This is a genomic window from Novosphingobium pokkalii (genome assembly GCF_014652855.1).
Taxonomy (GTDB): domain Bacteria; phylum Pseudomonadota; class Alphaproteobacteria; order Sphingomonadales; family Sphingomonadaceae; genus Novosphingobium; species Novosphingobium pokkalii.
The window spans coordinates 51,515-76,055 of sequence record NZ_BMZP01000013.1; the positions used below are offsets into that span (position 1 = coordinate 51,515).

Consider the following 24,541-nt stretch of genomic DNA (forward strand, 5'->3'; position numbering starts at 1 on the left):
CCGATGCAACAGATGATCTACGGCACCAATGGCCAGAGAAAATACCTGACGAGCGCTGAGCGTCGTGCCTTTCTTTCCGCAGCTGCGAACTTCGAACGCGACACATTGACCTTGTGCTGGGTCATATCCGCGACCGGATGCCGCATATCCGAGGCACTTTCATTAACGGAAAACAGTATAGACCGGCACGATCGCATGATCGTTATAGAGTGCCTCAAGAAGCGCCGTCGTGGGGTCTACCGCTCGATCCCGGTCCCCGCAGCCCTGATCGATCTGTTGACTGACGTGCACCAGCTTGGCGGCCATGTCGGCCAAGGCAAGGTGCCGGCAAAGCTTTGGTCGTTCTCGCGCGTCACCGCCTATCGGCGGATCCGCAAGGTCATGGAGTCGGCGCACCTCAATGGACTTCATGCAATGCCGAAGGGACTGCGGCATTGTTTTGGCGTTTCAGCGATCCAGAGCCAGGTCCCGCTCAATCTGGTGCAGCGTTGGCTTGGACATGCCGATATGCGCACCACGGCGATCTACGCCGGCGCCATGGGTCCGGAAGAGCGGAACATCGCGCGCCGCATGTGGCGGGCAAACGCCCTCAAACTCCCGGATTATTCGCAGATTGCAGCGGAATAGCGAACCGTTGCCGCGCACCGGGCTTGCGTAACATGGCGCAATACGGCGAGGCGCTTCGCAGAAAATAAAACAGGCAAAATGGTGAGAAATCGGGTATGATGCTTGCACACCGCAACAGAACTAGTTATTCTGTTTCACGAAAATCCTTGTAATCATTTGATCTACATCGCTATTTTTCTCCGACCTGATTTTACATTTGCCTGTATAGGGCGCGTTTGAAGCTCTGCATCCCCGAACGAACAACTATCCGGTTAGTTGCAGTTGAAAATGATACGCGCGCCAAGATCAAGCGACTTATGACGCATTGCAGCATATGTTGCTCAATCGGAGAGACGGGCAGGCCCCTTCCCGCCGCCACGGAAGGCCCGTGCGGAGGCTCGTCATAAGATCGTCATATGAAAGTTAGAGGTCAGGCGCCCGCTTCGATCGCGATCCCGAGCCGCTGCAGCTGCCGGGACAGCTCGATGACCGAGGTCACGCCCATCTTCTGCAATACGCGGGCCCGGTGAACCTTGACGGTGTTTTCGGCCTTGCCGGAAATGTAGGCGACCTGCTTGTTTCGCAATCCGCCTGCCACCAGGATCGCGATCTCGCGTTCGGTGTCAGTGAGACTGTCGAACGCCGCCTGCACGGCATCAATCTCTCGGCGTTCGACGCTGGCTCTGCCCAATCGCTCGAAAGCTCCGCCAACAGCATCAATCAAGGCCTGGGGTCGAAAAGGTTTCACCAGGAATTCGAACGCACCGGCTTTCATTGCCGCCACCGCATCCTCGACGTCGGCGTGACCGCTGATAAAGATCAGCTGAATATCGGCGCGATGCTGGAGCTTCTGCTGGAGCAAGAGGCCGCTGGGCCCTTTGAGACGAAGATCTAGAATGAGCACACCCGTCGGTTCGGGCATTGCCGCAAAGAGCTGATCGGCACCAGCGAAGCCAAGCACGGCGTAACCCACCTCGCCTAGCAAGCCGACAATCTCGTCGCGCATGAGGTCATCGTCGTCGACCACCAGCACTGGCTGCGATGACCAGTGAGATGGAGCTGGCAAGGTCTGTCCGGGTTCTGACAATTGGATCATACCCATGCCGCTCCAAGCTTGCGCTCCCCGTCGCAGGGAATCCGCCCAGGCGTTCCGAGAACGGCGCGTTTCCTTCGCCGATCACGACCTCCGCGGTCGCGCGCCACTGGTTCGTTCCTCCTCATGCCGCTTGCGCCAGGATTGCCAAGGACTGCGGTTGCGCCAGCGTCACCGGCAGCGTCAGGCAGACGCGAACGCCACGCTCGGTGTCCTCTATCGTGATGTTGCCGCCCTGCAGTTCAGCAAGGCCCTTGCAAATCGCCAGGCCGAGCCCCGAGCCTTCGGCCGACGCCGTCGCACCATCGATCTGCGAGAAGCGCTGGAACATGTATTCGCGCCGGTCGGGTGGGATGCCCTTGCCGTCGTCGACAACCGTGATCCGATACTGATCCGACCCGAGAGGTCCGAGCGATACCATGATCCGAGTGGCCTCGGCATGACGAACCGCGTTGTCGAGGAGGTTGGTCAGGATCTGCGCCAGCCGGTTCCTGTCTCCAACCACGGTCGCTGGCATGGCTGCACCCACTTCGACCGCCAGCACAGCACCGACGGCCTGTGCCTTCGGTTCGGCGAGGCTTGCCACTTCCCTAACCAGCCCAGCGGGATCGAAAGGCGCCGGCGAGATCGGCAGTTGCCTCGCATCGATGCGCGAGAACAGCAGGAGGTCGTCAAGCAAGGCCATCAGACGGTCACCAGCCTGCCCAAGGCGCTCGGCACGCGCTCGTCCGTCGGGTGGGATATCGGGCGATTGCGACAGCCGGCTTGCGGCGAGCGTCAGGCTGCCGAGGGGCGAGCGGATTTCGTGGCTCATGTTCGCGAGCAAATCCGCCTTGGTGCGCGCCAGGCTTTTCGCCTCCTCTGCAAGGCCCTCGAGCTTGCGACGATGCCGTTTGCCGGTGACCACGACCCAGGTAAGCGTTGCGGCGAGCAGCCCTGCCCACCCCCCGGCGGTCCACAGCCACAGGCGCCGCGCCGCGTCGCGCGCATCGGCTTTCGCCAGATCGCGCTCGAGTTCGGCATTGGCAATGCGCTGGCGATCCCAGCCGAAGCGGGCGCGCGCATTGGCAAGGTCGCGGGCGCGCTGGGCATCGGTCCGCGCGGCGACATTGGCGTTCACGAGCTTGAGATCGGCATAGGCCTCCTGGTACCGCCCGAGCTTGGCATAGGCCTCGGCCCGGCGCTGGCGCACGAGGTCGGCAACTTTGCCCAAAGCCGGCACGGAAGCTTGCGCGAGAGCAGTGTCATAGTGCGTCAACGCTTTGGCGGGATCACCCCGGGCCATGGCGATGTCGCCCATCAGACGATCCGTCAGAACCCGCGGAATTATATCCGACGCGTCAAAATTGTGGGATGCACGAAGACAGGCGGCTTCGGCAGCATCGACCTTGCCCATGGCAAGGAGGGCATCGCAGGCGCCCTGATCGGCCGCTCCGGAGGGAATGCCGAGTTGCCGCGAAAGTTCGGACGCCTTGGTAAAGCTCGCCGCAGCCAAGGGCGCGTTGTGGTGGGCAGCGGCCTGCGCGCGCATAAACGCTGCCAGCAACAACTGGTGCGTATAGCCTTTGCGCTCCGCCCAGGTTTCGGCCTCGCGCGCGAGGTCGTCCGCCTGCTCGAGATCGCCTGTCTGCAAGATCAAGGCGGACAGGTTGATTGCAATATAGGCCGCCTGGCTGTCCAGTCGCGCAGCCTTCGCAGCTCGATAGGCATTTCCCGCGCTCTGGAGCGCATCCTCGGTCGATCCCAGAGCCCGCTGCAGGATAGACATGGTGTTCGTAGCGCAGACCCAGGCCGGGCTCATTACCGGCTGCCGCGCACGAAGAGCCGAGATCTCACCCAGGAGCCCCTTCAGCTCTGGTCCGGGTCTCGAAAACGACACTGCCACGAGTTGATTGAGCAGTTCGGCGCGCACGGTGGGATTGAGCCCCGGCTCGGCCAGAGCGGATCGGGCAGTCTTTTCGGCGTCCTCGTAGCGAACCAGTCCGACAAGGGCCGCTGTCCGCGTGGCGAGCAGCCAGGCGCGTTGATCGACGCCAGGCCCCTTTCGCGACAGTCGCGTCAGGGCCAAATCGATCCTGGGCAGCGCGCTCCCGGGATTTGTGTCAACCGAGGCCTGCAGCCTCTGCACGTCTGCGTCGCCGCCCGACCAGCACGTGGCCTGCACCTGCGTCGAGAAGCAAAGCAGGGCAAGGCCTGTGATGACCGTGCGGGTCGCCCAGGATAAGCGGGCGGCCTGGCGGCGTGACCAACGATCCGTTGCAAATCGTAAAGGGCACTCGGCTTGCTCTTGTGAGCGCCTATCCCCTGACCGTCTCACCACGCACGCCCCCTCCGACCTCACGTTCCCGTCACGAAAGCGCCGCACCTGTTGGCCTCAAATGCAAACGCTCTGGCAGACGAAACAGAGAAGCGCTCTGCGTTCGACCATGTGTTCGCTCGGGGCTCGGATCTTTTCCAAGTCCCCAAAAAAGCCGGTAAATTTGCTGCGCAGCCGAGATCCCAAGTCTGACCGTTACAACAGACGATGGCAATATCGGTTAACACGCATTAACCATTTTCTGCATTGCTTTTGCGTGCCGGGGGTCAACGCTTGGGGTGTTCGACATTCTTGTCCAGCGCAACATCGTCCCGAAACCGGGGACCGAGCTCCAGGCGGCGGTTAAGCGTTTCGATGAAACGCTCCCAACGCTCCTTGCCGCTTGCCTGGGACGCCTTGAGCGCGGCCTCGGAGAGCGGCGGCGTCGTCGTGAGCCAGAAGCGGATGAACAGCGCCAGCGTCTCGTTTGACAGCTCGACATGCCATTGCAACCGGTCGAGCTGACGGCCGATCCGGTCGAGCCGCCGCGCGAAGGCAGCCTCGAGCCGCTCAGGCCCGTCCGGAGACAAGTGGGAGGCGAGCGCCGCCTCGATGACCGCGCTCTGCGCAACCCGGCGAGAGGCCGCATGGTCCGCCAGCTGGCGCGCCAGATCGGCGGGAAGACGGATGCTCCGCTTGAGCGCCGGCTTCTTCACAAGGCGATGCCGTCGTCGGGATCGAGCGAGGCTACGCGGGCACTGCGCAGCGCCAGACGATCGCTGGCACGCCTGAGGCTGACGGCGTCGTCATCGTCGTCGCTTTCAGGAAAGTCGAACTCGTTCAGAACGGGACGCTCGGGAGGCGCTATTTCATCGGGCGACAAAATCTCAGGCTCGCGTCGCAGTCCGCCATCCGCTTGACCTGCAGCCTCGGCTTGAGCCGTGCCACCAGCCGCCGCGTCCGGACTGGACTCGCCACCCTCAGCCTCAGCCTCAGCGTCAGCCTCCGTCCCCGCCCCCACACCTGCCTTTCCTTCCCGGCCGGACATTTCCCTGACGGGTTCACCCAGCGCTGATGCATCACGCAGCAACGCGTCATCGACCGATTCCGGCGCAGGGATCAGAGACGTGTTCCAGGGAGCCGTCCGAACGACAGGCCCCGGGGCTGGGAAGTTCGGCGGAGGCAGCAACCGCTGCAAGAAGCGTGGGTCCTGATAATAGCGCGCCTTGCGGGCTCGAATGGGCGGCAGTCCGGCCACCATCACGATCTCGTCGTCAGGGGGCAGCTGCATGATTTCCCCCGGCGTCAGCAGCGGCCGCGCCGTCTCGCTGCGCGAAACCATGAGATGGCCAAGCCATGGTGAAAGGCGGTGGCCCGCATAGTTCTTCATCGCCCGCATCTCGGTTGCGGTGCCGAGCGCTTCGGAAATCCGCTTGGCGGTGCGCTCGTCGTTGGTCGCGAACGCCACGCGGACGTGGCAGTTGTCGAGGATCGCGTTGCTTGGGCCATAGGCCTTTTCGATCTGGTTGAGCGACTGGGCAATGAGGAAGCTCTTGATCCCGTAGCCGGCCATGAAGGCGAGCGCGGATTCGAAGAAGTCGAGCCGGCCGAGCGCCGGGAACTCGTCCAGCATCAGCAGCAGCTTTTGCCGGCCTGCGGGATTGCGCGCATCGAGCTCCTCGGTCAGTCGCCTGCCGACCTGGTTCAGGATGAGACGGATCAGTGGCTTCGTTCGGCTGATGTCGGACGGCGGCACGACAAGGTAGAGCGAGGTGGGCTGGTCGCCTTGCACGAGATCCTCGATCCGCCAGTCGGAGGCGCCGGTCACCTGGGCAATGACCGGATCACGGTAAAGGCCGAGGAACGACATGGCGGTGGAGAGCACGCCCGAGCGTTCGTTGTCGCTCTTGTTGAGAAGTTCCTGCGCTGCGGAGGCGACCACGGGGTGGACCCCCTCCTTGCCCAGATGGCGCGTAGTTTTCATGAGATTGAGAGCTGTCGTGATGGGGCGCGAGGGATCCGACAGGAATGCGGCAACCCCGGCGAGCGTCTTGTCCGGCTCGGCGTAAAGCACGTGGAGAATTGCTCCCACCAGCAGGGCATGGCTGGTCTTTTCCCAATGGTTGCGCTTCTCGAGCGAACCTTCGGGGTCGACGAGGACATCGGCGACGTTCTGCACGTCGCGAACTTCCCACGTGCCGCGCCGCACTTCGAGAAGTGGGTTGTAGCGCGACGACATGGGGTTGGTGGGATCGAAGAGCAGCACCCGGCCATGCGCGCTGCGAAAGCCGGCGGTCAGTTGCCAGTTCTCGCCCTTGATATCGTGCACGATTACCGAGCCGGGCCAGGTCAGGAGCGTCGGCACCACGAGCCCCACGCCCTTGCCGGATCGGGTTGGTGCGAAACACAGGACGTGCTCGGGACCGTCGTGCCGGAGATAGTCGCGCCCCAGACAGCCGAGCACGGTCCCGTCCGGTTTCAGCAATCCTGCCGCCCGCACCTCCTGCGGCGAGGCCCAGCGCGCGGAGCCGTAAGTCTCGGCGCGCCGGACTTCGCGTGCACGCCACACCGACATGGCGATCGCCACCAGGACGGCGAGGATGCCGCCCGCAGCTGCAATCATCCCGCCGATTTCGAAGACATGCGGTGCATAGGCCTCGAAGGCGAACCACCACCAGAAGAAGGAAAGCGGCATGTAGACCGGATAGGAGCCGAGGCTGAACCAAGGGCGGCCAAGCTCGGCCTGATATCCGAGAGCACCCGCCGTCCACTGCGTTGCCCCCCAGATGGCAAGGAGGACGATCGCGAACACTGCGATGATCTGACCCCACAGAATCCGGGTGATGGCCACGGCGCTCTCCTTTGCCACGGACCCGACATCGAACTTGCGGACGTGGCAAGCGCAGGTTAGCGGGATCGCAGCAGAGCGCAAAATGACAGGCAGTGGCGTAGCCCGTCCCCCGTGCGGTGCCGCCCGTTCGACTGATGGATTGGCCGTCAGGTCGCCGTGAGCGATCTCATGCTCCAACTCCCATACAAGCCAGCGACAAGCAGCCTTCGTGCCTGCCTCCATCAGCACAAGTATGAACCCGAGCCTCCCAAACCAGGAATAGGCACATCCTATGCAGGTTTGGCTCCCCCCTTCTCCCCCGTCCCGCCATCAACGACACTCAACGCCATCGGGATGAGCAGGACCCAAGCGGACGCGATCACATGACGCGGCCATAAAGAGCGCCAGGCGGGCCGAACAGGCCGTACAGGCCGCTGCCCCTCGGGTCTTTCCGGCCCCGATCAGTAATCGAGCTGAAGGTGCACGAGGTCCGTGTAGCCACCGTCGGGAAGGCCCGACGGGAGCGCAGTGATAACGCCATAGATCGGCACGGCCTGGGACAGGCTTGCACCGTATCCTATGCTGTGCGGTTGATCGTCCCAGAGCGCAGCGGCAGCACTCCCCATGCGCAGCTCATAAGGGACAAGGAAGCCGGAGGGGCCGACCAGCCTGCGCTGGCTTCCATTCGCATTCTGCCCGTAATCGAGCCTTACATAGGGCGTGGCGGAAAGCAGGTTGCACCGGACGTAAACGGTCCCGACCGCAGTGATGCGCTGGCCGGCCGCGGCTCCCGTGGTCCCGAAATCGATCAAGCCGGACGACAATGCTCCGCCGGATCCGGTTTCGAACGCACAGTCGAGCGGCACCTGGACCGAGACGTTGAGCGGCTCTGCCTGTACCGTGGCAGGCACCATGCCGGCGACCGCAAGGCCGAGTAGACGCGCAAGCCGTTGCGCCCCGCAGCCGTCCGTGTCTCGCACCCGCAGGAAATAGGCGAGCGCGAGCAATGGCAACAAGCGCGCGGCCGGCATACGCAAGGAGCGCACGGCTCGCCGAACGGACGGATACCGCTTCACGGCACTCACCAGTTCAGCGTCAGGACAATGGTATCCGTGTACGTCCCGGGAGCGGGCAGCGCGGTTCCTGCTGGAATCCGGCCGTAGACAGTGACCGTCTGCGAGAGACCCGTTCCGGTTCCACCGGTGTTGCCCGAGCCCAGGCTGCCGAGGGCGACCGGGAATACGGTGCTCCGCGCGCTGTCGGAATAGATATTGTAGGCAAGATATTGGCCGGCATTGACCATGCGCCGCTGTGACCCGCTTGCATTCTGTCCGACGTCGCCGAAGACCATCCACGGCGTCGTATTGGTGCAGGTGAAGCTTAGCGCGCCCTGCCCATCGAGCGGAAGGGTCGAGGCGGTCGCGGTGCCAAACGCAAGCGCAGTCGTGCTGGTGATGCTGCAACTGCTTGAGACCGTCGCGCTGACCGCGAGGTTGTTGGTGCCCGATCCGGCGAATGCTGCTGCTGGAGCGAGACCGGCAATCGCCAGCAATGCGCTGCGAAGAAGGCGGTTGTGAAGCTTGTTCATGGCAAATTCCCTGACCCGGTCCTGTCAGCCGCAGGTGTCCGGTCTTACCAGTTGATCGTCAGTGTGACGGTGTCGGTGTAGGTCCCCGCGGGCGGGAGCAGCTGGCTTGGAACCTGCCCATATACGGTGACGGTCTGCTGCCCGCCCGTACCGGTTCCACCCGTATTGCCCGAACCCAGCGTACCGAGCGCGGTCGGGAAAGCGGTGGTGCGGCCGTTGTCGGAATAGATGTTGTAGCTCAGGTACTGGCCGCTGCTCACCATGCGCGGCTGCGAGCCGGATGCATTCGAGCCATTGTTGGCCGTCACGAACCAGGGCGTCCCGCTCGAGCACGTGAACGTCACGGACCCGTTGTTATTGATGGGAAGAGTCCCCGCCGCGATCGCACCGAAGGCCAACGTGGTGGTCGAGTTGACCGAGCAACTCGAAACGACATTGGCAGTGACCGACAGATTGGTGGTCGTACTGGCGGCCATGGCGGCACCGGACGCGAGCATAGTCGCGCAGAATGCAGCGATGGCCGCCACTGTCCTGAAACTCGTCTTCATGCTTGTCCTCCCGGCAATGAAAAACTCGATAGGCACGGCTGCAATACTCGGGGGCACGACCGCGCCATTTGCCGGCCGCGCGCTGCTTTCAGATCGCGCTCCCGTCCGCTTATCGCGTCCCGGCAACCCTTCGGTTCGTGCAGCCGCACCAGCTGCGCGCGCTGCCCTCCTCCAGGCCTCGCTTCTGCAAATCGCGTGGCTGCAGACGGCAGAGCAGGTAAGGCCGTGCCGGTTGCGACCCGATGGCCAAAAGCGCGCCCGCCCATCGCGGCTCGACCAACTGCCCCGCTGGCCCGTGCCGGTTTGCCCAATGGCGTCCGCGCGCGCAGTCGGCTCGCAATTGCGGCGCGTGCGGATTGGTGTTGGATCGCTGGGTAGCCGCACGGTCAGAAATCCACGTTCAGCCGCTGTGCGCGACCTGGCGAGAGCTGGGGCGGATGGAGCCTGGTTTCAGACGCGGGACCGGTCGCAAGCGTCTCGGCAAAGGCCGGGTCGAGATCGGACAGCAGGGTCAGGATCATTGGGCGTACCGTGGAACAGCGGATCAACACCCCTTCGTCGGGCCCGATCGCGAAGCTGCAGCTTGGTGCCACCTTGAGTTGCACCTTCATCACCAGGCCGTGTGGAAACGGACGCACCGGGTCATTGATGCTGCGCGCAGCGGCCGGCGTGCCATAGGATAGAAATGCCCAGGCGAGCCATGCAAAGCCCCTAGTTCTCATTTGCATGGGACCGGTCCGATTGTCTGATTTGCGCTTCTGCCAAGGTCGTAGGCGAACGTTGCGGCGCAGGTGCCTGATGGCCCGAGGTCGACAGTCAGGCGATTGCGCGCGTTCAACCCTCGCAGATAGACGATGCCGTCATAACCGATGGTGGCGCGCTCGCCGCCATCGAGCGCGGCCACGTAGCCGGCTTCGAGCGGCTTGCCATCGGCCCCCACGAGGACGATCGACGCCCCGCGGACCGCTCGCGCTCCAAAATCGATCCGCGCGCCCTGCTTGAAGGCGGCGACGGCGACCTGTTCGGTTTGCGAAGCCTCCCAACCATCCGGGAGGGCGACGGGGTCGATGTAGACATGGGTCGGTTGGTAGGGGATCACATTGGGCAACAGCGCCCTACCGCTGGAATCCGTGCGCGCCACGCGAACGCCGCCTTGCAGCACATCGACATGGGGGCCTGCATTGGCCACGACGACAAAGCTGTTCATCACGCGGGGAGCCGGAAAGATGCCACCGCCAGCAGCCAGGACAGACCCTTCAAGGTCGAACTGGCCCCGCCACGCACCGCCGGCCTGGTCAACACGCGCCTGCACGAAGCCTTGCGGCGCCTGGTAATTGACATAGGCGCTTTCACTTGAGGGGCCATTCTGTGCGCCGCGATAGGCAGCGCCCCAATTGACCTCTCCCTGTCTGCCCGAACCGGCCGATGCATATTGCAGGCCCCAGCTGTGCGTTCCGCCCGAATTGCTGTAGTCGGCCGTGGCGTAAGCGCGCTGCCCCGGACGGAAGCTCAAGGTCAGGTAGAAACCGTAGTTTCGGCGGTTGTTGAGGTCGAGCGAGCCATTGGCATAGATGCTGACCCGGCTGCCGACGCCGCGCGTCAGCGAAAAATTCATGGTCTCAAAGCGGTTGAGCGAAGAGACGATGCGATTGTAGCTCAACGAGACCGAAGTCTTGTCAAACCAGGGCTGGAAGGCAACGCCCGCCTGATCGTTGATCCGTGCAAGGGCCGAGCTCGCGATCGCACTGTCGCGATCCGTCGGCAAAACGGTAGAGGCATTCTCGCGGCGCGCAAGGCCGCGAATTGCCGACACCCGGCCCAGGTCAAAATATTCTCCGCCGGTACGCTGAGTACCCGCAAAGAAGCGGACACCGCCAACTCCGGCCTCGACACGGGCGGCATATTGCAGCCCGGAATGACCGGAATAGCGGCTGCCGGCGATTGATCCGCGCATGGCGCCGATCCCGCCCAGTGACGCCACCGCGCCAATGCCCGCCATCGTGAGACCGTCGCTGGTGTACTCCCCGGCAAGCTCGAGCGTCAGATCGTTCGCGAGCCCGTATTTGGCAACGCCGCTCGCGGCCAATATTCTGTCATAAGCGAAGGACCGCGTGCCAAAGTCGAGCCTCGGTGCGCCCACATCGACTGAATAGGTGAGCAGCCCTTTCCTCAGAAGGCCCTGCGTATAGTAGAATGGCTTGGTCATGGTGACCTGGCGGCCGTTGGCGTCGGTAACGACCATCCTGACGTTGCCATTGGCGGCATAGGGCAACTCCTTCAGGTCGAATGGACCGGATGGGACCTGGCCGCTGTAGATTTTCTGCTGGTTGACGTAGAGGTCAACCGTCGAGGGCAGCGCCGCCGACCCTGAAAACTGCGGCAGCGCGTTCGTCACGATATCCGCGCGCTGCTCGAACGCGCTGGCAATCTGGAAGCCGCCAAGCCGGACCGCCGCGGTCCAGCTCTGCGCGTTGCTGCTGAAATCGCCGACCGTGTAGGAGCGGACCGAGCGAGGATCGATATAGCGCCAGTAGCTATCGTACCGGACGACGTTCCGGCTTGCCGAGGAAGCCGCACTCGCGATCGTTCCGGTGGTCACGAACGTTCCGGCGCGCGTCATCAGATCGGCCTCGAGGCTCGCTGAAACACTCAGCTTTCCCTGATAGGCCGTCCCATAAAGGCCGTAGCCCAGCATCATGCCGTTGAGTGAGCGGATATCGGCGGGATCGAAGGCTTGGCGCCCCGTATCCAGCCCGACCGAATAGGTTGCGATGAGCGCATCAGGTGCCTGAATGTCGAGTACCTGATGCTCCTCGTCATAGGTGAAGCGGACCTGCCCCAGAGCCGCAGCGGGCACCATGTCGTCGGATTTGAAGCTGCGATCGACGATCAGGCGAACGTTCCGCAGGTCCTCCGCGCGGAACGAAAAGCCCTCGGCTTGCCGCCGCGCTTTCACGAACTGGTCTGTGGGCGTCCCGTTGAGGGTCGCCATGAGGAAGAGATCCTGCGCCGTCCCCCATCCGCCGCCCGCATCGACGTGCCCACCAATCGGCCCCGACTGGTCGTCGTTGTTTGCGGCGAGCATGGCGATCGCGGAGGGATCGCCGTGATCGGCAGCGAGCGCGCATTGAGCGGGAATCAGGCACGCGCTCGCCAACAGGCAGCAGCGCGCAGACAAGCCGGGCATGGGATCAGCGAACTTCGGCTGCAACGCTATCGCGGATGTCCAGCAGGTCGTTCTTCGCAAGGACCGTAACCGGGGCACCTGATTTCAGATGGACGGGAGGAGTGCCCGAGGTCGCCTGGTAGTCGAACCGCTTGGCGGAACCAGCGAGCACGTAGCCTGCAAGGCCTTGCGCCAGCGTCAGAACAGAACCGTCGGCAAGCTCGAGACGCAGGCCACCGATCTTGGCGTGCCGCAGTCCGCTGTTGGTCGCTTCCGCATGGATGCCGCCCTTGTCCTCCCACACCCGCCACGCGAGCCTGGCGATCGCCGTCTTGTCGACAACGAACACGGGCATCGACGTGCGCAAGACCATCCGGACACCTTGCGAAACGGCACGCGGGTCGATTGGCTTGGGCAGCTCGTCGATAAACAGGCGGTAGGAAAGCTCCCCCGCGACAGCGCCGGTCGAAGTCCGCGCGACCCGCAATGTAAAAGACTTGTTCGGCTCGATCTTCAAGGACGGCGGACTGGCAATGAGATCCGTGGCAGGTTCCAGGCGATCCTCGCCATCGACCTGCCCCCACTTGAAGAGACGGACCTGCAAGGTCACGGGTTCATTGTCACTGTTGAAGATCGTAACCGCGGCGGCGCGCTCGTCGGAACGAATGTCCACGCCGATCGGTGAAATCCTCAGTGCAGCCGCTCCGGCCGGCTGCGGCGCCAGATTGAGCGCCAGCAGAGTCAGCAGCGAAAATTGGCGAAACAGCTTCATGCAACCAGACTCACTTCTCTGGGATGATCGAGTGCGGCCAGCAACACTGGCCAGCGCAAAATCGGCGATGTTGGAGGGCAAAACTGGGACCGCGAGCAAAGTTTCGCGGTCCCAGTGGGCACACAAACTCAGTAGGTGAGCGTCAGCGTCACCGTATCGGTGTAGGTGCCGTCGGCCAGCGACGCGACGCTCGGGACGCGGCCATAGATGCCGACCTGGGTCGGCGTGTTGGCGGTGGGGATGACGAGGTCGACCGGCGAACCGGGGAGCCACGCGACGTTGCGGCCCGCGTCCTGGTAGATGTTGTAATTGACCGTCGTACCGGCCGGGCCCAGCAGGCGGCGCTGGGTGCCCGAGGCGTTCTGGCCGGCGCCGATGTCCAGGCTGGGTGCGTTTGCGCCGACATAGGACGAGGAGCAGCTCACCTGCACCAGGCTTCCGCTGCCCGATGCCGACAGGGCCTGCCCGTCAACCGACCCGGTGGAACCCGACGATACAGTGCCGAAGTCCATCATCGCGTTGGCAATCGCGCCCCCGGTGGTGCCGGCGCCCGACGAGACCAGATAGCAGCCCGGAGCGATGGTGAGCTTCACGTCAAGCGTACCGGAGGAGGTGCCGTTGGCCGGGCTCGGCGGGGCCGCCATTGCCGGCATCGCCGTAGCCATCATTGCGGCGCCTACCACGCCAAGAACCAGTTTCTTCATACTCAGTTTTCCTCAACGTCTTTTGACGAGGCCATTCCTCGCCGGTCAAAGAGCGGATTGCTGGGGCGCGTCGCGCCCCCGCCCGTCCGCTCAGCGGGCGCATGGCCTCGCAGGAAGCCACATCTGGTGAGGTGTCGGCTGGGGGCTGCCACAGCCGCGCCGAGGCCCGCATGATCGATGATCCGGGACAGGATGTCGGCGAGCACCGGTCGCCAGCATGATCCGCGCCAGCCAAAGCATCGGTGCCACGCGCGCAGGTCGAGCAATATGGACGTGACCCGCGCAGGCAGACCCGAGCGCCGCTGCTTGCCTATTCCGCAAATGCCCCAGCCGGAGGAGCAAGGGCTCCCGGATACCACCGACCTGGCAGGTCCGTTCGTCGCATTCCAAAATTCCCCCATGGCCTGTCAGACGGCCAGTCCACCTGTTCGATTATCCAAGGACGTGGGCGCGCTTTCAACGTGCCCCCGGTGCGCGAATGGCGCGCCATCAGGCACTCGACGGGCGAAGACAAAGCTCTTGCTTCTCCGGCACTGCCGCCACGCCCTTCACGCAGCCCCTGCTATTCTCTGCTCACGCGCCCTCGCTGGCGCAGACCCCCTCGTGGTAAATTGACGGTTCTCAGCTTGACACGGCTCGCCCCCCAAGCCCGGAAGGCCGACGATGAATGCAGCGTGCAGCAATCAATGCGGGCAAGGCCAAGGCCCAGGTCAGTACGCAACGGTCACCACGACATTGTCCGAGTAGCTTCCAACCGGCGGCATGGCGGTTCCGGCCGGGATGGAAGCATAGACCGTGCTTGAGACATTGCTGCTGGTCCCGGTCCCGCCGACGCCACCGCTGCCGCCAACGACGCCCGGGCCGCCCGTCGCATCCCAGACCTGCGTCCGGCTCGCGTCCTTGTAGAGCTGATAGGGCAGGAGGTTGCCGGCCGCGCTCTTCATGCGCCGCAGTCCCGAGCCTGCACTCTGCCGGTTATTCCCGTCGCTCAGATAGATCGTGTAGGGAGCGGAGGTAGGACAATTCACCACGACCGAACCCGATGCGTTTTGTGCGCTGGCACTGTAGGAGACGTTTCCAAACGCGATGTTCTGCACCGAGGCGATCGAGCACACCGCGTTGATCACGAAATCGAACGTCAGTGTGCGCGAGGACAAAGTGAACCCGGATCCCGTACAGCCGTTGCCGCTGAAGGTCTCTCCATAGGCAAACGCATAGGAATATTGGACGCGATAGGTTCCAGGGACCATACCCGCTGACGTGCTCGTTGCCGGGACATTAACCTGGACATAATTGTTGGCGCTGGTCGTGAAATTAACCCCCGGTCCGGTTCCGACGTACTTGCTGTATTTCGTTCCAGATCCTGGATTGACCACCGTACTCGTCATCGAGGGAGGCGCAATCGCAAGAATGACGTTCACGGGGAAGGTTTTGGAACCATCGGCGATATTATAAGCATAATTGCCTGAATAGTTGAGCTGCACGCAGGTTGCCATCAGCACATTGTAGGAACCGCTACACGTCAGGTTCGCGTTGATCCCTGCGGTGACGCTGGTGCCAATCTCGGCCGGACTGAAGGTGTAGGTGGAGCTCGTATTCGAAAAAGAACACGTGTCCTGATAGTTTGCCGCGTGCGCCGGGCTCGTGAAGAGAACAGCCGCAGCCAGGGGCATAGTAAACTGCATCAGGTGTACGCCAGCGGCGCACAAGCAGAGCAGAGCCCGCCCGCCCTTCACGAATTGGCGCGCGGCAGATGTCAACACATCTGCAAGCGCAGGCCGTAGGCTTGCTGCCGCTCGCAGATACCGGTTCCCAAATTCAACACGCATTCTCTTCCCCGGGTGACGTCTCAAATTCATGGAAGATCGACCTCAGGCGTCACGCCATCCGAAGCGGACACGTCAGCTCCACCAAGGCAGCCCTGCGTGCACGGCGCCCGTCGGACACCTCCGCTTCCATCTGCCGGTCTCCAAGGCCGCCTGCGCCGCCCGCGCCTCAAGCCAATTGCTTGCAGGCGATTGGCTCAACAGACCAGCGGACCACGCGCTGGTTGAACATTGCTGAGCCCCATAGGACCTGAGGAAGAACTTGATCAGGTCCCGAACGCGAACCACTGACAATGACAGGGGAGCTTTAACTCTCTCGAATTTTGCGACGCGGGACGGTCGAGGGTCGGCGGTAGCCGCAGGGGCCCAACCTTGATCGGCCGACCGATAGGGGTTGCACAGATCACGCAGACGATTGATCGAACAAACAGGAACCCCCGGCAGACGTTTCCGGAGTGGGAGCTCCAGCTAGATGGACAAACCTCTGCCCCGGCCAAGGCTCCACTCGACCGAGCCGCCCGGGCCGAGCGTGCCCGTAACATGCTGCCCCAGATGCGGTTCGAGCGCGGGGCGCCATGGCACCAGTTGGAAATTCACACCATCGTCGATCATCGCGAAGCGTCCGGAAGACAGATCGACCCGCGCCCGGTAGGTTCCACTTACATAGGCGCCAGCAGCGGATGGCTGGGGCGCCAGGCCGGTTTGTGCCGCGATGTCGTCGGCCGCCTGCAACAGGTCGCGGGTCCTCAACGTCGCAACAAGGTCCTTGGCGAGATCAAATCCGCCACCTCGGCGCCTGGCAAGACCTTGACGCTCCAGTTCCGCACCGCGGGCCTCAAGAGCCTCGCGAAGCTCATTGGCGAACCCGCCGGTTGCGCCCGGCACCTCGCCTGTCACCAGCTGGCGATCGAGCCAGGTCGCCCCGCGCGCGCTTACCTGGTCGGCAACCGACAGGTCGCAGCGCGTCGCCAGCGACTGGCGCTCGCGTCCGTTCCGGTCTGTCCAGCTGCGCACTTCGACGATCGCCCCTGGCGCCGCATCGCCGGTGAGTTCAAGATTGTCGAAGCGGAGGTGATGCGTCCGTCCGTCGATACCCTCGACAATCGCGTAAGCGGTGCCGGCGAGCTCGTCGTGATGCCCACGCGCCGCGAGTCGACCGACGACAGTTACGGACGGCGTTTCATCGTGCAGCACGAAGCCGGATACGTCGGGCTCCCGTCCTGCCCCCGTCAAGGCGCGGTGCATCGTCTTGATGATGTCGGTGCGGATCGAGAGGTCACGCAGTGTGGCTTGTGCGTCCGGCGCGATCGACCACAAACCCGCCCCTTCCCGCCGCGCCAGTCCCATGCGTTCGAGCTTGGCCGCCCGCCCGATGAGGAGGCTGCCCATTTGCGGATCATCGCCGCTCGCCGGACGCAAGTCGATCGTTCCTGAAAGGTCATCGGCAAGACGCTGGAGCCGCGCATCCAGGCTGGTCCAGCGGTCGGCTTCCACTTCCCGTTCGAGAGCGTGGCGCATGTCCTGTTCGCTGCGCGGACCCAATTCGATCGTGACCCGCTCTTCCGCCCGAAAGCGCAGGCCTTCCCGGATATAATCCCGGTCGATAACGAGATCGCTGCCGTCCTCGGCAACGCCGCGCACCAGCACGTGGACATGCGGATTGTCCGTGTTCCAATGGTCGGTCGCGACCCAGTCGAGGCTGGTCCCAAGGTCAGCGTTCATGTCGCGCATGAGTTCGCGCGTGAAGACCTTGAGGTCCGCCAGTTGCGTCGCGTCTTCGGGCGAGACGATAAAGCGAAAGTGATGCCGGTCATCCTCGCAGCGCAAGGCAAAGGCATCGCCGTCGGCCCGGTCATGAGCGGCACTGAACAGCCCGCCCTCGCGCCCATCGCGGGTCACACCGTCGCGTTTCAGATAGGCGATGTGCCGTGCGAGCGGCGCCGCACGGAACCGGCTGCCCTTGTGCCGCACGACGCGCGCCTTGATCACCACACGGCGACGATTGCCGCCGGACGACAGACGCAGCCGCGCGATCCGCCCGCGGCCGCGCGCACCGGTGCCTTTGGCCCTGGCCGCCCCGCGCCGTGCATGCCCGGCGCGAGCCGCTGCCCGCCGTACCTGTGCGGCAAGGCTCTGCGCCCGGCCTCTGCTCCCCCGGCCTGCATCCCGGCTCCTTCCCGGCCGGATCGTGAAGTCGCGGTCATCCGTGCTCATCGCACCGCAAACCTCAGCGCCACCTGCCAAACCTCTGAAAGAGTGAGATAAATTAGCCGGCGCGCCACCCGGCAATGCGCATTGCCACTGCGCAAATTCCTGCAAACACAACCACATAGTAGCCACCGGGTGGCAGCGCTTTTATCTCGCCCTGCGCCCATCCCTGCATCGACTGCCCATCCGAGCCCACAGCCAGCTTTCGCAAAGGCTGGAGGACATGCGCCAGCGACCGCCACAGCCCGCATGGGCTCAATCGCTGCCAGAACGCGCAACGAACAATCCGCCAGCAGAAGCACCTGCAAAACCGACACGCTCGGCCGCAGCTCCGCTGGGCCGGGCTGCCACGCTAAGGCCAGCTTCTTGCACCGTGCGACCGGATGCCGGTGCGACCGCGGTCTGGTTCACAAACAGACCGGAGGCCCGCCAGGAAGGGGTAGAAGCTCCGCCAGTTGCGGGCACAGCGGAACCCAGGTCCGGAACGGGAGCGCCGAGCGCAGGGGCAATGCGCGCGACATAGGCGATGGTTTCAGCCGGCAGAGGGCGGCCTGCCCGGCGCCATGCGTCGGCACGGCCAGGGCCAGCATTGTACGCAGCGAGCGCCGTCGAAAGATCGCCATAGCGGTCCCACATCTCGCGCAGATAGGCAGCGCCGGCCTGGATGTTGGCGGCGGTGTCGAAGGGATCGCCACCAAGTCCATAGCGCGCCGAGAGCGTGGCCCAGGTCCCGGGCATGAGTTGCATCAGACCCATCGCGCCCTTGGCCGAGACTGCGCGCGCCTTGCCGCCGCTTTCGGTGCGCATGACCTGCCAGATCCAAGCCTCGGGGATGGCAAAGCGCCGCGCAGCGGCCGTCACATGAACCGCATAGTTCTCGCCGGCCACAAGCGTGCCGTCCGGCTGTGCCGAGGCAATGCTGCTGGCCGGCAAGCCAAGCACAAGAGCCGCGACGAGGACCACGGCTTTGCCTGCCGGGCCACACCTTTCATGGTCGCGAAAACCAGGCCAGCGGTCGGGCAGCGGCCTTCTCATTGCACTGCCTCGGCCAGGCGGAGAGCACGCTGGCGGCTCCACAACAGTACGTGCAGGTTCGGATTTCCGCTGGAAGCGACGAGGTTTGCTCGCAGCGGTCTCGCCAGCGTCGGACAATCGAGGCGCAGGGCGAGCACCATGCGCCCGTCCTCGCGGCTATGGCTCCATGCCGCACCGAAGGGCGGCGGAGCATCATCGCCGCCGACAGGATCCATGCCAAGCACAAGCCAGTCGGGCGCCTTGCCGCCCGGCTCGGCGCCGCTGGCAACGAGGCGCAGCGCCAAGTCCAGCCCGAGCGTGCGAAGTCGGCCCTCGAACCCCTCGGCCGTCTTGATGAAACGTCCGATTTCCATGAAATCTATCCTTTCGTCTGGTGGGAAGCTGGCCTGTCGGCGCCAGCCCGATGCCAGCGCAGCGCTGCCGAAGGCGCGTCGCGCGTGAGGAGAGGGACTGCCCGCCCCAGAACATCGCTCTGGCCCAGCGGCCCAAAATAGCGGCTGTCAAAGCTTGCCAATGGCGCGTTGACGACGAAGACCTCGTCGGCACGAAGGCGTCGGCATCCAGCCCAGACAGGCAATTTCCGGCCAAGGCGATCGCGTGCGGCGGCGTGCGCGATGACCTTGCCATCGATCAGCACCGTGTGGCCCCGTCGGCAGACCCGGGCGCCGCCGAGCGCTGCCACGCGCTTGATCATCGGTACGCCGAGCGGGAGGTAATGGCGCCGTGCCATAAGCTCCGCCAATGCCGGTGGCGGCGCGATCGCGACGAGATCGCCAACCGCAATGGGCGCCCTGCCCAGAATGCGGTAAGCGCCGAGCGGTGCGCTGGCGCTCGCATTCCAGACGATCCACGGGCGCGGCGCCGGCAGGACTAGGCTGGCGAGCATGGCTGCGCAAGCAGCAGCGGCCACTCCCACACCGACGCGACCGAGACGCGCGCTCATAGCCCGGTCGCCTGGCGCTTGAGCCACGCCTCGTGACGCTCGCGGGTATAGCCGCGTGGCGCCTCGCCGACCGTGATCCGGTTGTGGACATGGCGCCAATGCTCAGGCGCTGCGTCGCAGGCATCGATCCCGGCGGCTTCCACGGCGTCGATCGCCTGAAGCACGCGCTGGACCCGCGGCCATCCCTTGATCGAGAGCAGCAGGTCGCCACCGGGTCGCACGAACGGGACAGTGGTATAGGCATCGCCCTGCCCGACGCAGCGCAGGATGTCGATGCGCGAGCGCACCGTGCCGTAGTCGCTGGCCGACCATTGCACGAACGCAAGGCACGCCCCTTGACGGAAGCTGACCACCCGGGTGCGCCGGCTCAAAATCCGTTCGGCGGCGATCCTGCCAAAGCGGATCCAGTGTTCGAGGCGTTTCTCGATCCAGATGAGTTCCACATCGGTCGTGGCGCTTGACCCGCGATCGGGCTGCTCCGGATGAGGCTGATAGGGGCCCCCGCTCATGAGCCTGCTCCACCAGTTCCCAGGAGAGCGCCGAGCGCTCCTGCGCGAATGGCGGCGGTGACTACCTGCGCTGCGCTCGCACCGGGCCGCGCCGCGATACGGACGGCACCGTTAGCAAGAGTCCGAAGGACTCTTCTGTTAGCACGGTTAGTAGGGGTGGGATTCCGCTCGCGATTCCAGTGCTTTAGGAAAACCCAAGGTTTCCAATAGGCCGAATGGGCGGTTTCCGATCGGCCGAACCGTGCGGTTTCCAATAGGCCGAGTGTCATGGCCGGTTCTCCACAGGCTTGAGCTTGAGGCGGCGCATGGCCTTGTCGATCGGATCGACGGGGTTGGCGACGAACATCAGCCGCTCGCGGCCGAAGGCATGTTCGATGGTGAGCCGGTAGCCTGGCAGTGCCTGGCGCTGGACAATGGCGCGCACGTCGAACGCGAATTGCTTGAGCGGCGAGAGCGCGCCCGATTTGAGATGCAGGTGAGCGAAGTCGAAGCTCCATCCCCCCGCCTGAAAGCCGCCGTGCTTCCGCACCAGGCGATAGAGCCAGCGCTCGAGGCCGCCGGTCAGCTGGAAGTACGCCCGATCGATGGTGAGGACGAGAGACCGGTTGACTACCCCTGCATAGAACCAGTCGGGCAAGATCAGCTCGATGCCGCAGGCGCGGCCGCGCGCATCTGCGAGTTCGCGCCATTCGTTGATCCACGAAAAGCGATGGCGCCGGCGCTGTTGCTCCTGGCGGATGGACGTCGCAACCGTGGTCGATTGCAAGCGATCGAGAGCCGCCTTGAGACGGTCGTAATGATCGCGCCCCGTCCCGCGACCGGTGAAGGCCAGGATCTCATGGGGTGTTGTCGCCATCAGCCGGGACGTCGGCCGCCCTGCGTCGCGCGCCTCGACGATCTGGCTTGCGGCCCAGATCAGCACGTCGGCATCCCAGATGGTGGCCATGCCATGCTCAGGCACGGCTTCGACTGAAATCTGGGTGGCGCCCATCACGAAGTCGATGGGGGTCACGCGCTTGCGCTTGGCCAAGCTGAAAAAGGGCCAGGACATAAGGTCCTGCGCATCACGCGGTGACACGTCGCCGGGCACCGAACGGAACAGTTCGAGCTGGGCGCGCTCGCTCACACGCTGCGGGATCTGCGCGGCCATGGCTCAGAGCCCCGGTGCGAGCCGCTTGGCGGGATGGACCGTGCCCTCGCCCGGATCGGAGGTCGACCGGCGCGTGCCGAGCGACGCCCAGGCTTCGAGATCGGGAATGGCGTAGACGATACGCCCGCCAAGTCTGCGATAGACTGGCCCCGTGCCGTAGCAGCGATGCTTTTCGAGCGTACGCGGCGACAGTCCGAGCATCGTTGCCGCTTCGGGGGTGCGCAGATAGCGCGGGCGCACGACCGCTTCGGGGTCGGGTTGCGCGAGGTAGCGCGGCTGCGGCGCGCTCGTGGCTTCAGGCATAGCGTCCTCCTGGTGAGTGCCGACGGCGCAGGCGCACCGCAGCGACGGGAAGGACAGGCTTGGCCACAACGGGCGATCCCGGGGAGGGACAGCCGGAAATCTCTGAAATGTCCCTATTCGCCGCGCAACAGACGGCGGTAAGCGGAGATCACCAGCTGATCGGCTGTGGCGAGCAGGCGGCGCAACTGCTTGCGCTCGGAGGCGTCCGCCCAGGCGGCCGCCGAAACATCGGCAAGATCGGGATCGATGAACCGAGCGCCCAATTGCCGCAGCGTCGCGCCGGCGCGCCGCGCATCGAACAGGGACAGCAGACGCCCGAGCCTCATGCGGCGGCTCGGGGACAAGTAGGCGCCTTCGGGCGAGGGTTCGGATGCGCCGCCGCGCGTGCGCAGGAACCAGTCGGCAGAGGCACGCCGCATGCGCAACGCTTGTTCGCGAGGCAGCATGACGCTGCCCCAAAGCGATAGCCCCGGTTCGAACCGCAAATGGGCGCGCCGAGCGCCCTGGCCGATGGTGACGTGGACGCCGTCCGCACCGTCTTCGCGCGCAAAGATGGCGGGAAGATCGTCGGGCGTGATCGCCCCGGATGCGTCAAAGCCTTCTGGCGCCGGTCCGACAAGGATCGTCGAGGCGAGTACGTCGGCTCGCCACAAGGCCCGTCCGTCGGGAGCAGGGGCTGCTGGATCAATCAGGAAATCGAAGCCCCCAGCGCGCCGCCGCACGCGCGCCCTCCTCTGGCCTCGTAGAGCCCGGATCTGCGCGGGCAGCCGCGTAGTCGCTCTGGTATTCGGGATTACGCCGCAGAAATTCGAAGGCGATCCCGCTGAGATCGAACTGTTCGGCAAAGCGCGAAGGATCGTCCTCGCGCCGGTCGGCACCTGGCGACATAAAGCCTCCCCTGACGGTTCTATCTAGGGTGGCCGACTGTACCGGCTCGGTCCGATTTCAACGAGTTACCCCTGACCGACCTAACTTTCGTCAAGAGGAGCTATTGTTGCAGTTCTATTCTGCTTCCGGCGAGCGCCGCTGCAGGGCCGCGAGTTGCCGATAGCCTTGCTGGCTCATCCAGCGGGCCCGGGCGAGATGGGCGTCATACGTGCGCCGGGCCCGTTCGGGCTCAAGCGCAGGATCAAGACCGAACAGCGTCCGTACCGTTTCGCTCCACAGCGCGGTACCAGCATCATCGAGCAGCTGCAGGTAGGTGTCGAGATGGGTGAGATCGTATGGCGTCAAGGCGTCACCTTGCGGCGGGGCCTCCTCGAAAGGCAACGTCGTCATGCGAACTCTTCCCGCTGATGCTGGACCAAGGGAGACCTAAGCAAAACTGCAAGCGGAATGCTGCCCTGCCCGACTCCGGCTTGCGACATACAGCCATTTTCGAGGTAATACACGCGGCCTCGCCGCCAAGGCTGCGTGGCGGAGTGCCCGGCAGCCCGCGCTTGTCCAAATAACAATGCGTTATCAGGGCTCGCGGAACAATTCGACAGCGGGCGCCTCAAGCACCGCGGCGATGCGCTCGAGCGTGTCCACCGTGGGCGAATTCTGTTCACGCTCGAGATTGCCTACATAGTTGCGGTCGAGACCGGCAAGATGCGCGACTTCCTCCTGCGAAAGACCCTTGGCCATCCGCAATCTGCGCAAATTCCCGGCAACGATGCCCCGAAGCTTCATCGGGGTGTCGTCGCCTTGTCCTTAGCATAGCTCCACCTAGTATAGTAGGGATTCCACCGCCCAGCTGTTCGCTGGGCGGTGGAAGGGACGCGCGGTCAGTCGCCGCGGCGCGTCTGGCGGTTCCAGACGAGATCGTATTCGCCGGCCTCGCCTTCGAAGAGCTGCGCGAAAATCGGAGCAACGAAGCTGGGATCATCGAGCTTCACCGAGAGATAGGGGCGGTTGTCGCTGGTGTGCTTCTGCCAGGCTGCACCGATTTCGATGTCGCCCAGGTGCACCCGGTGGGTCGGCGCATTGCCGGTCGTGGCGGCGTCGGGTGCGATGCGCACCGCCTTGGCCTGAAGTCCGAGCGTGAGGATCTGGCCCTTGAATTCGTCCGAGACCTTCTTGAAGCTGCCGATCTTCGCCATGTCATTGTCCTTTCGGTTGGTCGGGCCGGCACCATCCGGCCTCGATGCGCACTGAAAGGTCGCCCCGTGCCCGCCGCCGCAGCCGCAGGCCCGGAGCGGCAAGCGCAGGACGGCAGAGCGGCCGCTTTCTTGTCCCGCGAGGAGCGCCGGCACGGCGCGGGGAAGAAAGCGGACGCGGCGCCGTTGCGGCGGCGGGCAAGCGCGCCAGCGCGTCTGGGCGGCAATGGGCGCATCGAAACGAGGCAGGAGGTGCCGTTCCGACTGGCAGGAGCAATGGCAGCGGTTGGACGTGAGAGGGGAAGAGGGCAAGGCGCGTTCCGGGGCAGAACCAGACCGGGCCATCCATGGCCAAAGCGCTCAGACCTCGGCAGGCACGCGACATCCGACACACCCCAGGACGGAACATCGCTCCCGGGCACCCCAATGGGCATGGCGGACGATCACGCGGGCGACGAGCTTTGCAGCGTGCGATGGGCCGCTTGCGCTGCAGCGCTGGCGCACAGCAGGCCGAGCACCGTCGCAACGATCTGCTGATCGAGGAAGAGCGCACAGATCGCCTGACCCAGGCCGTAGCCAGCAACGGCCGCGGGAAGCACGAAGATCATGGCTACAAGCAGGCGGACCAAAGGCGTTCGGGCGGTGCGAAACGCGGCGCTTCCAAGGCCCAGCGCCGCCGTTGCCGCCAGGAGGGACAGGAGCAGCGACGTGCCGGGAGCGCAGCCGGCCGACCGCATCGCCAGACCGAGGGCTATGCCGATCGAGGCCGGCAAGGCCACGGTAGCGAGCGAGAAGACGAAGCGCACCAGCGCAACAGCGGCGACGAGGCCGCACAGGAGAAGGATGGTCATAGGGCGTCCCTGAACATGACGAATGAACGTCGGAC

The 24,541-nt window shown here is 64.5% G+C and carries 26 protein-coding genes; 1 reads left to right on the forward strand and 25 read right to left on the reverse strand.

Features of this window, described 5'->3' with window-relative positions; translation table 11 throughout:
• Positions 1-3: 3 nt before the first annotated feature.
• Positions 4-627: a tyrosine-type recombinase/integrase gene (locus IE191_RS13885; protein ID WP_229815381.1), complete on the forward strand. Its 624-nt coding sequence runs from the start codon at positions 4-6 to the stop codon at positions 625-627.
• A 409-nt stretch (positions 628-1,036) separates the two neighbouring features.
• Here IE191_RS13885 and IE191_RS13890 read toward each other — a convergent pair whose 3' ends face one another.
• The 25 genes from IE191_RS13890 to IE191_RS14010 form a co-directional block, all read right to left on the reverse strand.
• Positions 1,037-1,633, reverse strand: coding sequence for a response regulator transcription factor (locus tag IE191_RS13890; RefSeq protein ID WP_191324981.1), 597 nt, complete (start codon positions 1,631-1,633; stop codon positions 1,037-1,039).
• A 190-nt stretch (positions 1,634-1,823) separates the two neighbouring features.
• The gene (locus IE191_RS13895) at positions 1,824-3,767 is read right to left on the reverse strand and encodes a sensor histidine kinase (protein ID WP_191324982.1); all 1,944 of its coding nucleotides are present in this window, start codon (positions 3,765-3,767) and stop codon (positions 1,824-1,826) included.
• A 515-nt stretch (positions 3,768-4,282) separates the two neighbouring features.
• Entirely contained in the window at positions 4,283-4,711 is a 429-nt protein-coding gene (locus IE191_RS13900) for a CopG family transcriptional regulator (RefSeq protein WP_191324983.1), read from the reverse strand.
• Positions 4,708-6,846, reverse strand: coding sequence for a conjugal transfer protein TraG (locus tag IE191_RS13905; protein ID WP_191324984.1), 2,139 nt, complete (start codon positions 6,844-6,846; stop codon positions 4,708-4,710). The genes IE191_RS13900 and IE191_RS13905 overlap by 4 nt, the downstream gene beginning before the upstream one ends.
• A gap of 440 nt (positions 6,847-7,286) precedes the next feature.
• Entirely contained in the window at positions 7,287-7,841 is a 555-nt protein-coding gene (locus tag IE191_RS13910) for a spore coat protein U domain-containing protein (RefSeq protein ID WP_191324985.1), read from the reverse strand.
• A gap of 65 nt (positions 7,842-7,906) precedes the next feature.
• The gene (locus IE191_RS13915; RefSeq protein WP_191324986.1) at positions 7,907-8,413 is read right to left on the reverse strand and encodes a Csu type fimbrial protein; all 507 of its coding nucleotides are present in this window, start codon (positions 8,411-8,413) and stop codon (positions 7,907-7,909) included.
• A 44-nt stretch (positions 8,414-8,457) separates the two neighbouring features.
• A complete protein-coding gene (locus IE191_RS13920) occupies positions 8,458-8,961 on the reverse strand; it encodes a Csu type fimbrial protein (protein ID WP_191324987.1) in 504 nt (167 codons plus the stop codon).
• Between the two features lie 386 nt (positions 8,962-9,347).
• On the reverse strand, positions 9,348-9,572 hold the full coding sequence (locus IE191_RS13925) for a hypothetical protein (protein ID WP_191324988.1): 225 nt from the start codon (positions 9,570-9,572) through the stop codon (positions 9,348-9,350).
• A 107-nt stretch (positions 9,573-9,679) separates the two neighbouring features.
• Positions 9,680-12,172 (reverse strand): fimbria/pilus outer membrane usher protein, encoded by a 2,493-nt coding sequence (locus IE191_RS13930; RefSeq protein WP_191324989.1) that lies wholly within the window; start codon positions 12,170-12,172, stop codon positions 9,680-9,682.
• Entirely contained in the window at positions 12,153-12,899 is a 747-nt protein-coding gene (locus IE191_RS13935; RefSeq protein WP_191324990.1) for a fimbrial biogenesis chaperone, read from the reverse strand. The genes IE191_RS13930 and IE191_RS13935 overlap by 20 nt, the downstream gene beginning before the upstream one ends.
• A 128-nt stretch (positions 12,900-13,027) precedes the next feature.
• A complete protein-coding gene (locus IE191_RS13940; protein WP_191324991.1) occupies positions 13,028-13,603 on the reverse strand; it encodes a Csu type fimbrial protein in 576 nt (191 codons plus the stop codon).
• A gap of 710 nt (positions 13,604-14,313) precedes the next feature.
• On the reverse strand, positions 14,314-15,288 hold the full coding sequence (locus IE191_RS13945; RefSeq protein ID WP_191324992.1) for a Csu type fimbrial protein: 975 nt from the start codon (positions 15,286-15,288) through the stop codon (positions 14,314-14,316).
• A gap of 609 nt (positions 15,289-15,897) precedes the next feature.
• Complete coding sequence (locus tag IE191_RS13950) at positions 15,898-17,643, reverse strand: relaxase/mobilization nuclease domain-containing protein (RefSeq protein WP_191324993.1); 1,746 nt, start codon at positions 17,641-17,643, stop codon at positions 15,898-15,900.
• Positions 17,644-17,892: 249 nt separating this feature from the next.
• The gene (locus tag IE191_RS13955; protein ID WP_229815383.1) at positions 17,893-18,600 is read right to left on the reverse strand and encodes a lytic transglycosylase domain-containing protein; all 708 of its coding nucleotides are present in this window, start codon (positions 18,598-18,600) and stop codon (positions 17,893-17,895) included.
• A 68-nt stretch (positions 18,601-18,668) separates the two neighbouring features.
• A complete protein-coding gene (locus IE191_RS13960) occupies positions 18,669-19,025 on the reverse strand; it encodes a DUF736 domain-containing protein (RefSeq protein ID WP_191324995.1) in 357 nt (118 codons plus the stop codon).
• Positions 19,026-19,030: 5 nt separating this feature from the next.
• The gene (locus tag IE191_RS13965; protein ID WP_191324996.1) at positions 19,031-19,615 is read right to left on the reverse strand and encodes a S26 family signal peptidase; all 585 of its coding nucleotides are present in this window, start codon (positions 19,613-19,615) and stop codon (positions 19,031-19,033) included.
• The gene (locus IE191_RS13970) at positions 19,612-20,124 is read right to left on the reverse strand and encodes a DUF2840 domain-containing protein (protein ID WP_191324997.1); all 513 of its coding nucleotides are present in this window, start codon (positions 20,122-20,124) and stop codon (positions 19,612-19,614) included. The genes IE191_RS13965 and IE191_RS13970 overlap by 4 nt, the downstream gene beginning before the upstream one ends.
• A 265-nt stretch (positions 20,125-20,389) precedes the next feature.
• On the reverse strand, positions 20,390-21,274 hold the full coding sequence (locus IE191_RS13975; RefSeq protein WP_191324998.1) for a replication initiator protein A: 885 nt from the start codon (positions 21,272-21,274) through the stop codon (positions 20,390-20,392).
• 3 nt (positions 21,275-21,277) lie between these two features.
• A complete protein-coding gene (locus IE191_RS13980) occupies positions 21,278-21,577 on the reverse strand; it encodes a helix-turn-helix transcriptional regulator (RefSeq protein ID WP_229815385.1) in 300 nt (99 codons plus the stop codon).
• A gap of 113 nt (positions 21,578-21,690) precedes the next feature.
• Entirely contained in the window at positions 21,691-22,230 is a 540-nt protein-coding gene (locus IE191_RS13985) for a DNA -binding domain-containing protein (RefSeq protein ID WP_191324999.1), read from the reverse strand.
• A 31-nt stretch (positions 22,231-22,261) separates the two neighbouring features.
• Positions 22,262-22,465 (reverse strand): transcriptional regulator domain-containing protein, encoded by a 204-nt coding sequence (locus IE191_RS13990; RefSeq protein ID WP_191325000.1) that lies wholly within the window; start codon positions 22,463-22,465, stop codon positions 22,262-22,264.
• Positions 22,466-22,579: 114 nt separating this feature from the next.
• The gene (locus tag IE191_RS13995) at positions 22,580-22,855 is read right to left on the reverse strand and encodes a DUF2285 domain-containing protein (protein WP_191325001.1); all 276 of its coding nucleotides are present in this window, start codon (positions 22,853-22,855) and stop codon (positions 22,580-22,582) included.
• 183 nt (positions 22,856-23,038) lie between these two features.
• Entirely contained in the window at positions 23,039-23,248 is a 210-nt protein-coding gene (locus IE191_RS14000) for a helix-turn-helix domain-containing protein (protein WP_191325002.1), read from the reverse strand.
• Positions 23,249-23,343: 95 nt separating this feature from the next.
• Entirely contained in the window at positions 23,344-23,658 is a 315-nt protein-coding gene (locus tag IE191_RS14005; RefSeq protein WP_191325003.1) for a DUF736 domain-containing protein, read from the reverse strand.
• Between the two features lie 440 nt (positions 23,659-24,098).
• Positions 24,099-24,506, reverse strand: coding sequence for a hypothetical protein (locus IE191_RS14010; protein ID WP_191325004.1), 408 nt, complete (start codon positions 24,504-24,506; stop codon positions 24,099-24,101).
• Between the last annotated feature and the right edge of the window lie 35 nt (positions 24,507-24,541).

What these genes read in the sequence shown, in the direction of transcription:
- IE191_RS13885 (WP_229815381.1), top strand. Translation starts at nt 4, where the DNA reads ATGCAACAGATGATCTACGGCACCAATGGCCAGAGAAAATACCTGACG.
- IE191_RS13915 (WP_191324986.1), bottom strand. Translation starts at nt 8,413, where the DNA reads ATGAACAAGCTTCACAACCGCCTTCTTCGCAGCGCATTGCTGGCGATT.
- IE191_RS13920 (WP_191324987.1), bottom strand. Translation starts at nt 8,961, where the DNA reads ATGAAGACGAGTTTCAGGACAGTGGCGGCCATCGCTGCATTCTGCGCG.
- IE191_RS13925 (WP_191324988.1), bottom strand. Translation starts at nt 9,572, where the DNA reads ATGAAGGTGCAACTCAAGGTGGCACCAAGCTGCAGCTTCGCGATCGGG.
- IE191_RS13935 (WP_191324990.1), bottom strand. Translation starts at nt 12,899, where the DNA reads ATGAAGCTGTTTCGCCAATTTTCGCTGCTGACTCTGCTGGCGCTCAAT.
- IE191_RS13940 (WP_191324991.1), bottom strand. Translation starts at nt 13,603, where the DNA reads ATGAAGAAACTGGTTCTTGGCGTGGTAGGCGCCGCAATGATGGCTACG.
- IE191_RS13945 (WP_191324992.1), bottom strand. Translation starts at nt 15,288, where the DNA reads ATGCAGTTTACTATGCCCCTGGCTGCGGCTGTTCTCTTCACGAGCCCG.
- IE191_RS13950 (WP_191324993.1), bottom strand. Translation starts at nt 17,643, where the DNA reads ATGAGCACGGATGACCGCGACTTCACGATCCGGCCGGGAAGGAGCCGG.
- IE191_RS13960 (WP_191324995.1), bottom strand. Translation starts at nt 19,025, where the DNA reads ATGGAAATCGGACGTTTCATCAAGACGGCCGAGGGGTTCGAGGGCCGA.
- IE191_RS13965 (WP_191324996.1), bottom strand. Translation starts at nt 19,615, where the DNA reads ATGAGCGCGCGTCTCGGTCGCGTCGGTGTGGGAGTGGCCGCTGCTGCT.
- IE191_RS13970 (WP_191324997.1), bottom strand. Translation starts at nt 20,124, where the DNA reads ATGAGCGGGGGCCCCTATCAGCCTCATCCGGAGCAGCCCGATCGCGGG.
- IE191_RS13975 (WP_191324998.1), bottom strand. Translation starts at nt 21,274, where the DNA reads ATGGCCGCGCAGATCCCGCAGCGTGTGAGCGAGCGCGCCCAGCTCGAA.
- IE191_RS13980 (WP_229815385.1), bottom strand. Translation starts at nt 21,577, where the DNA reads ATGCCTGAAGCCACGAGCGCGCCGCAGCCGCGCTACCTCGCGCAACCC.
- IE191_RS13990 (WP_191325000.1), bottom strand. Translation starts at nt 22,465, where the DNA reads ATGTCGCCAGGTGCCGACCGGCGCGAGGACGATCCTTCGCGCTTTGCC.
- IE191_RS13995 (WP_191325001.1), bottom strand. Translation starts at nt 22,855, where the DNA reads ATGACGACGTTGCCTTTCGAGGAGGCCCCGCCGCAAGGTGACGCCTTG.
- IE191_RS14000 (WP_191325002.1), bottom strand. Translation starts at nt 23,248, where the DNA reads ATGAAGCTTCGGGGCATCGTTGCCGGGAATTTGCGCAGATTGCGGATG.
- IE191_RS14005 (WP_191325003.1), bottom strand. Translation starts at nt 23,658, where the DNA reads ATGGCGAAGATCGGCAGCTTCAAGAAGGTCTCGGACGAATTCAAGGGC.
- IE191_RS14010 (WP_191325004.1), bottom strand. Translation starts at nt 24,506, where the DNA reads ATGACCATCCTTCTCCTGTGCGGCCTCGTCGCCGCTGTTGCGCTGGTG.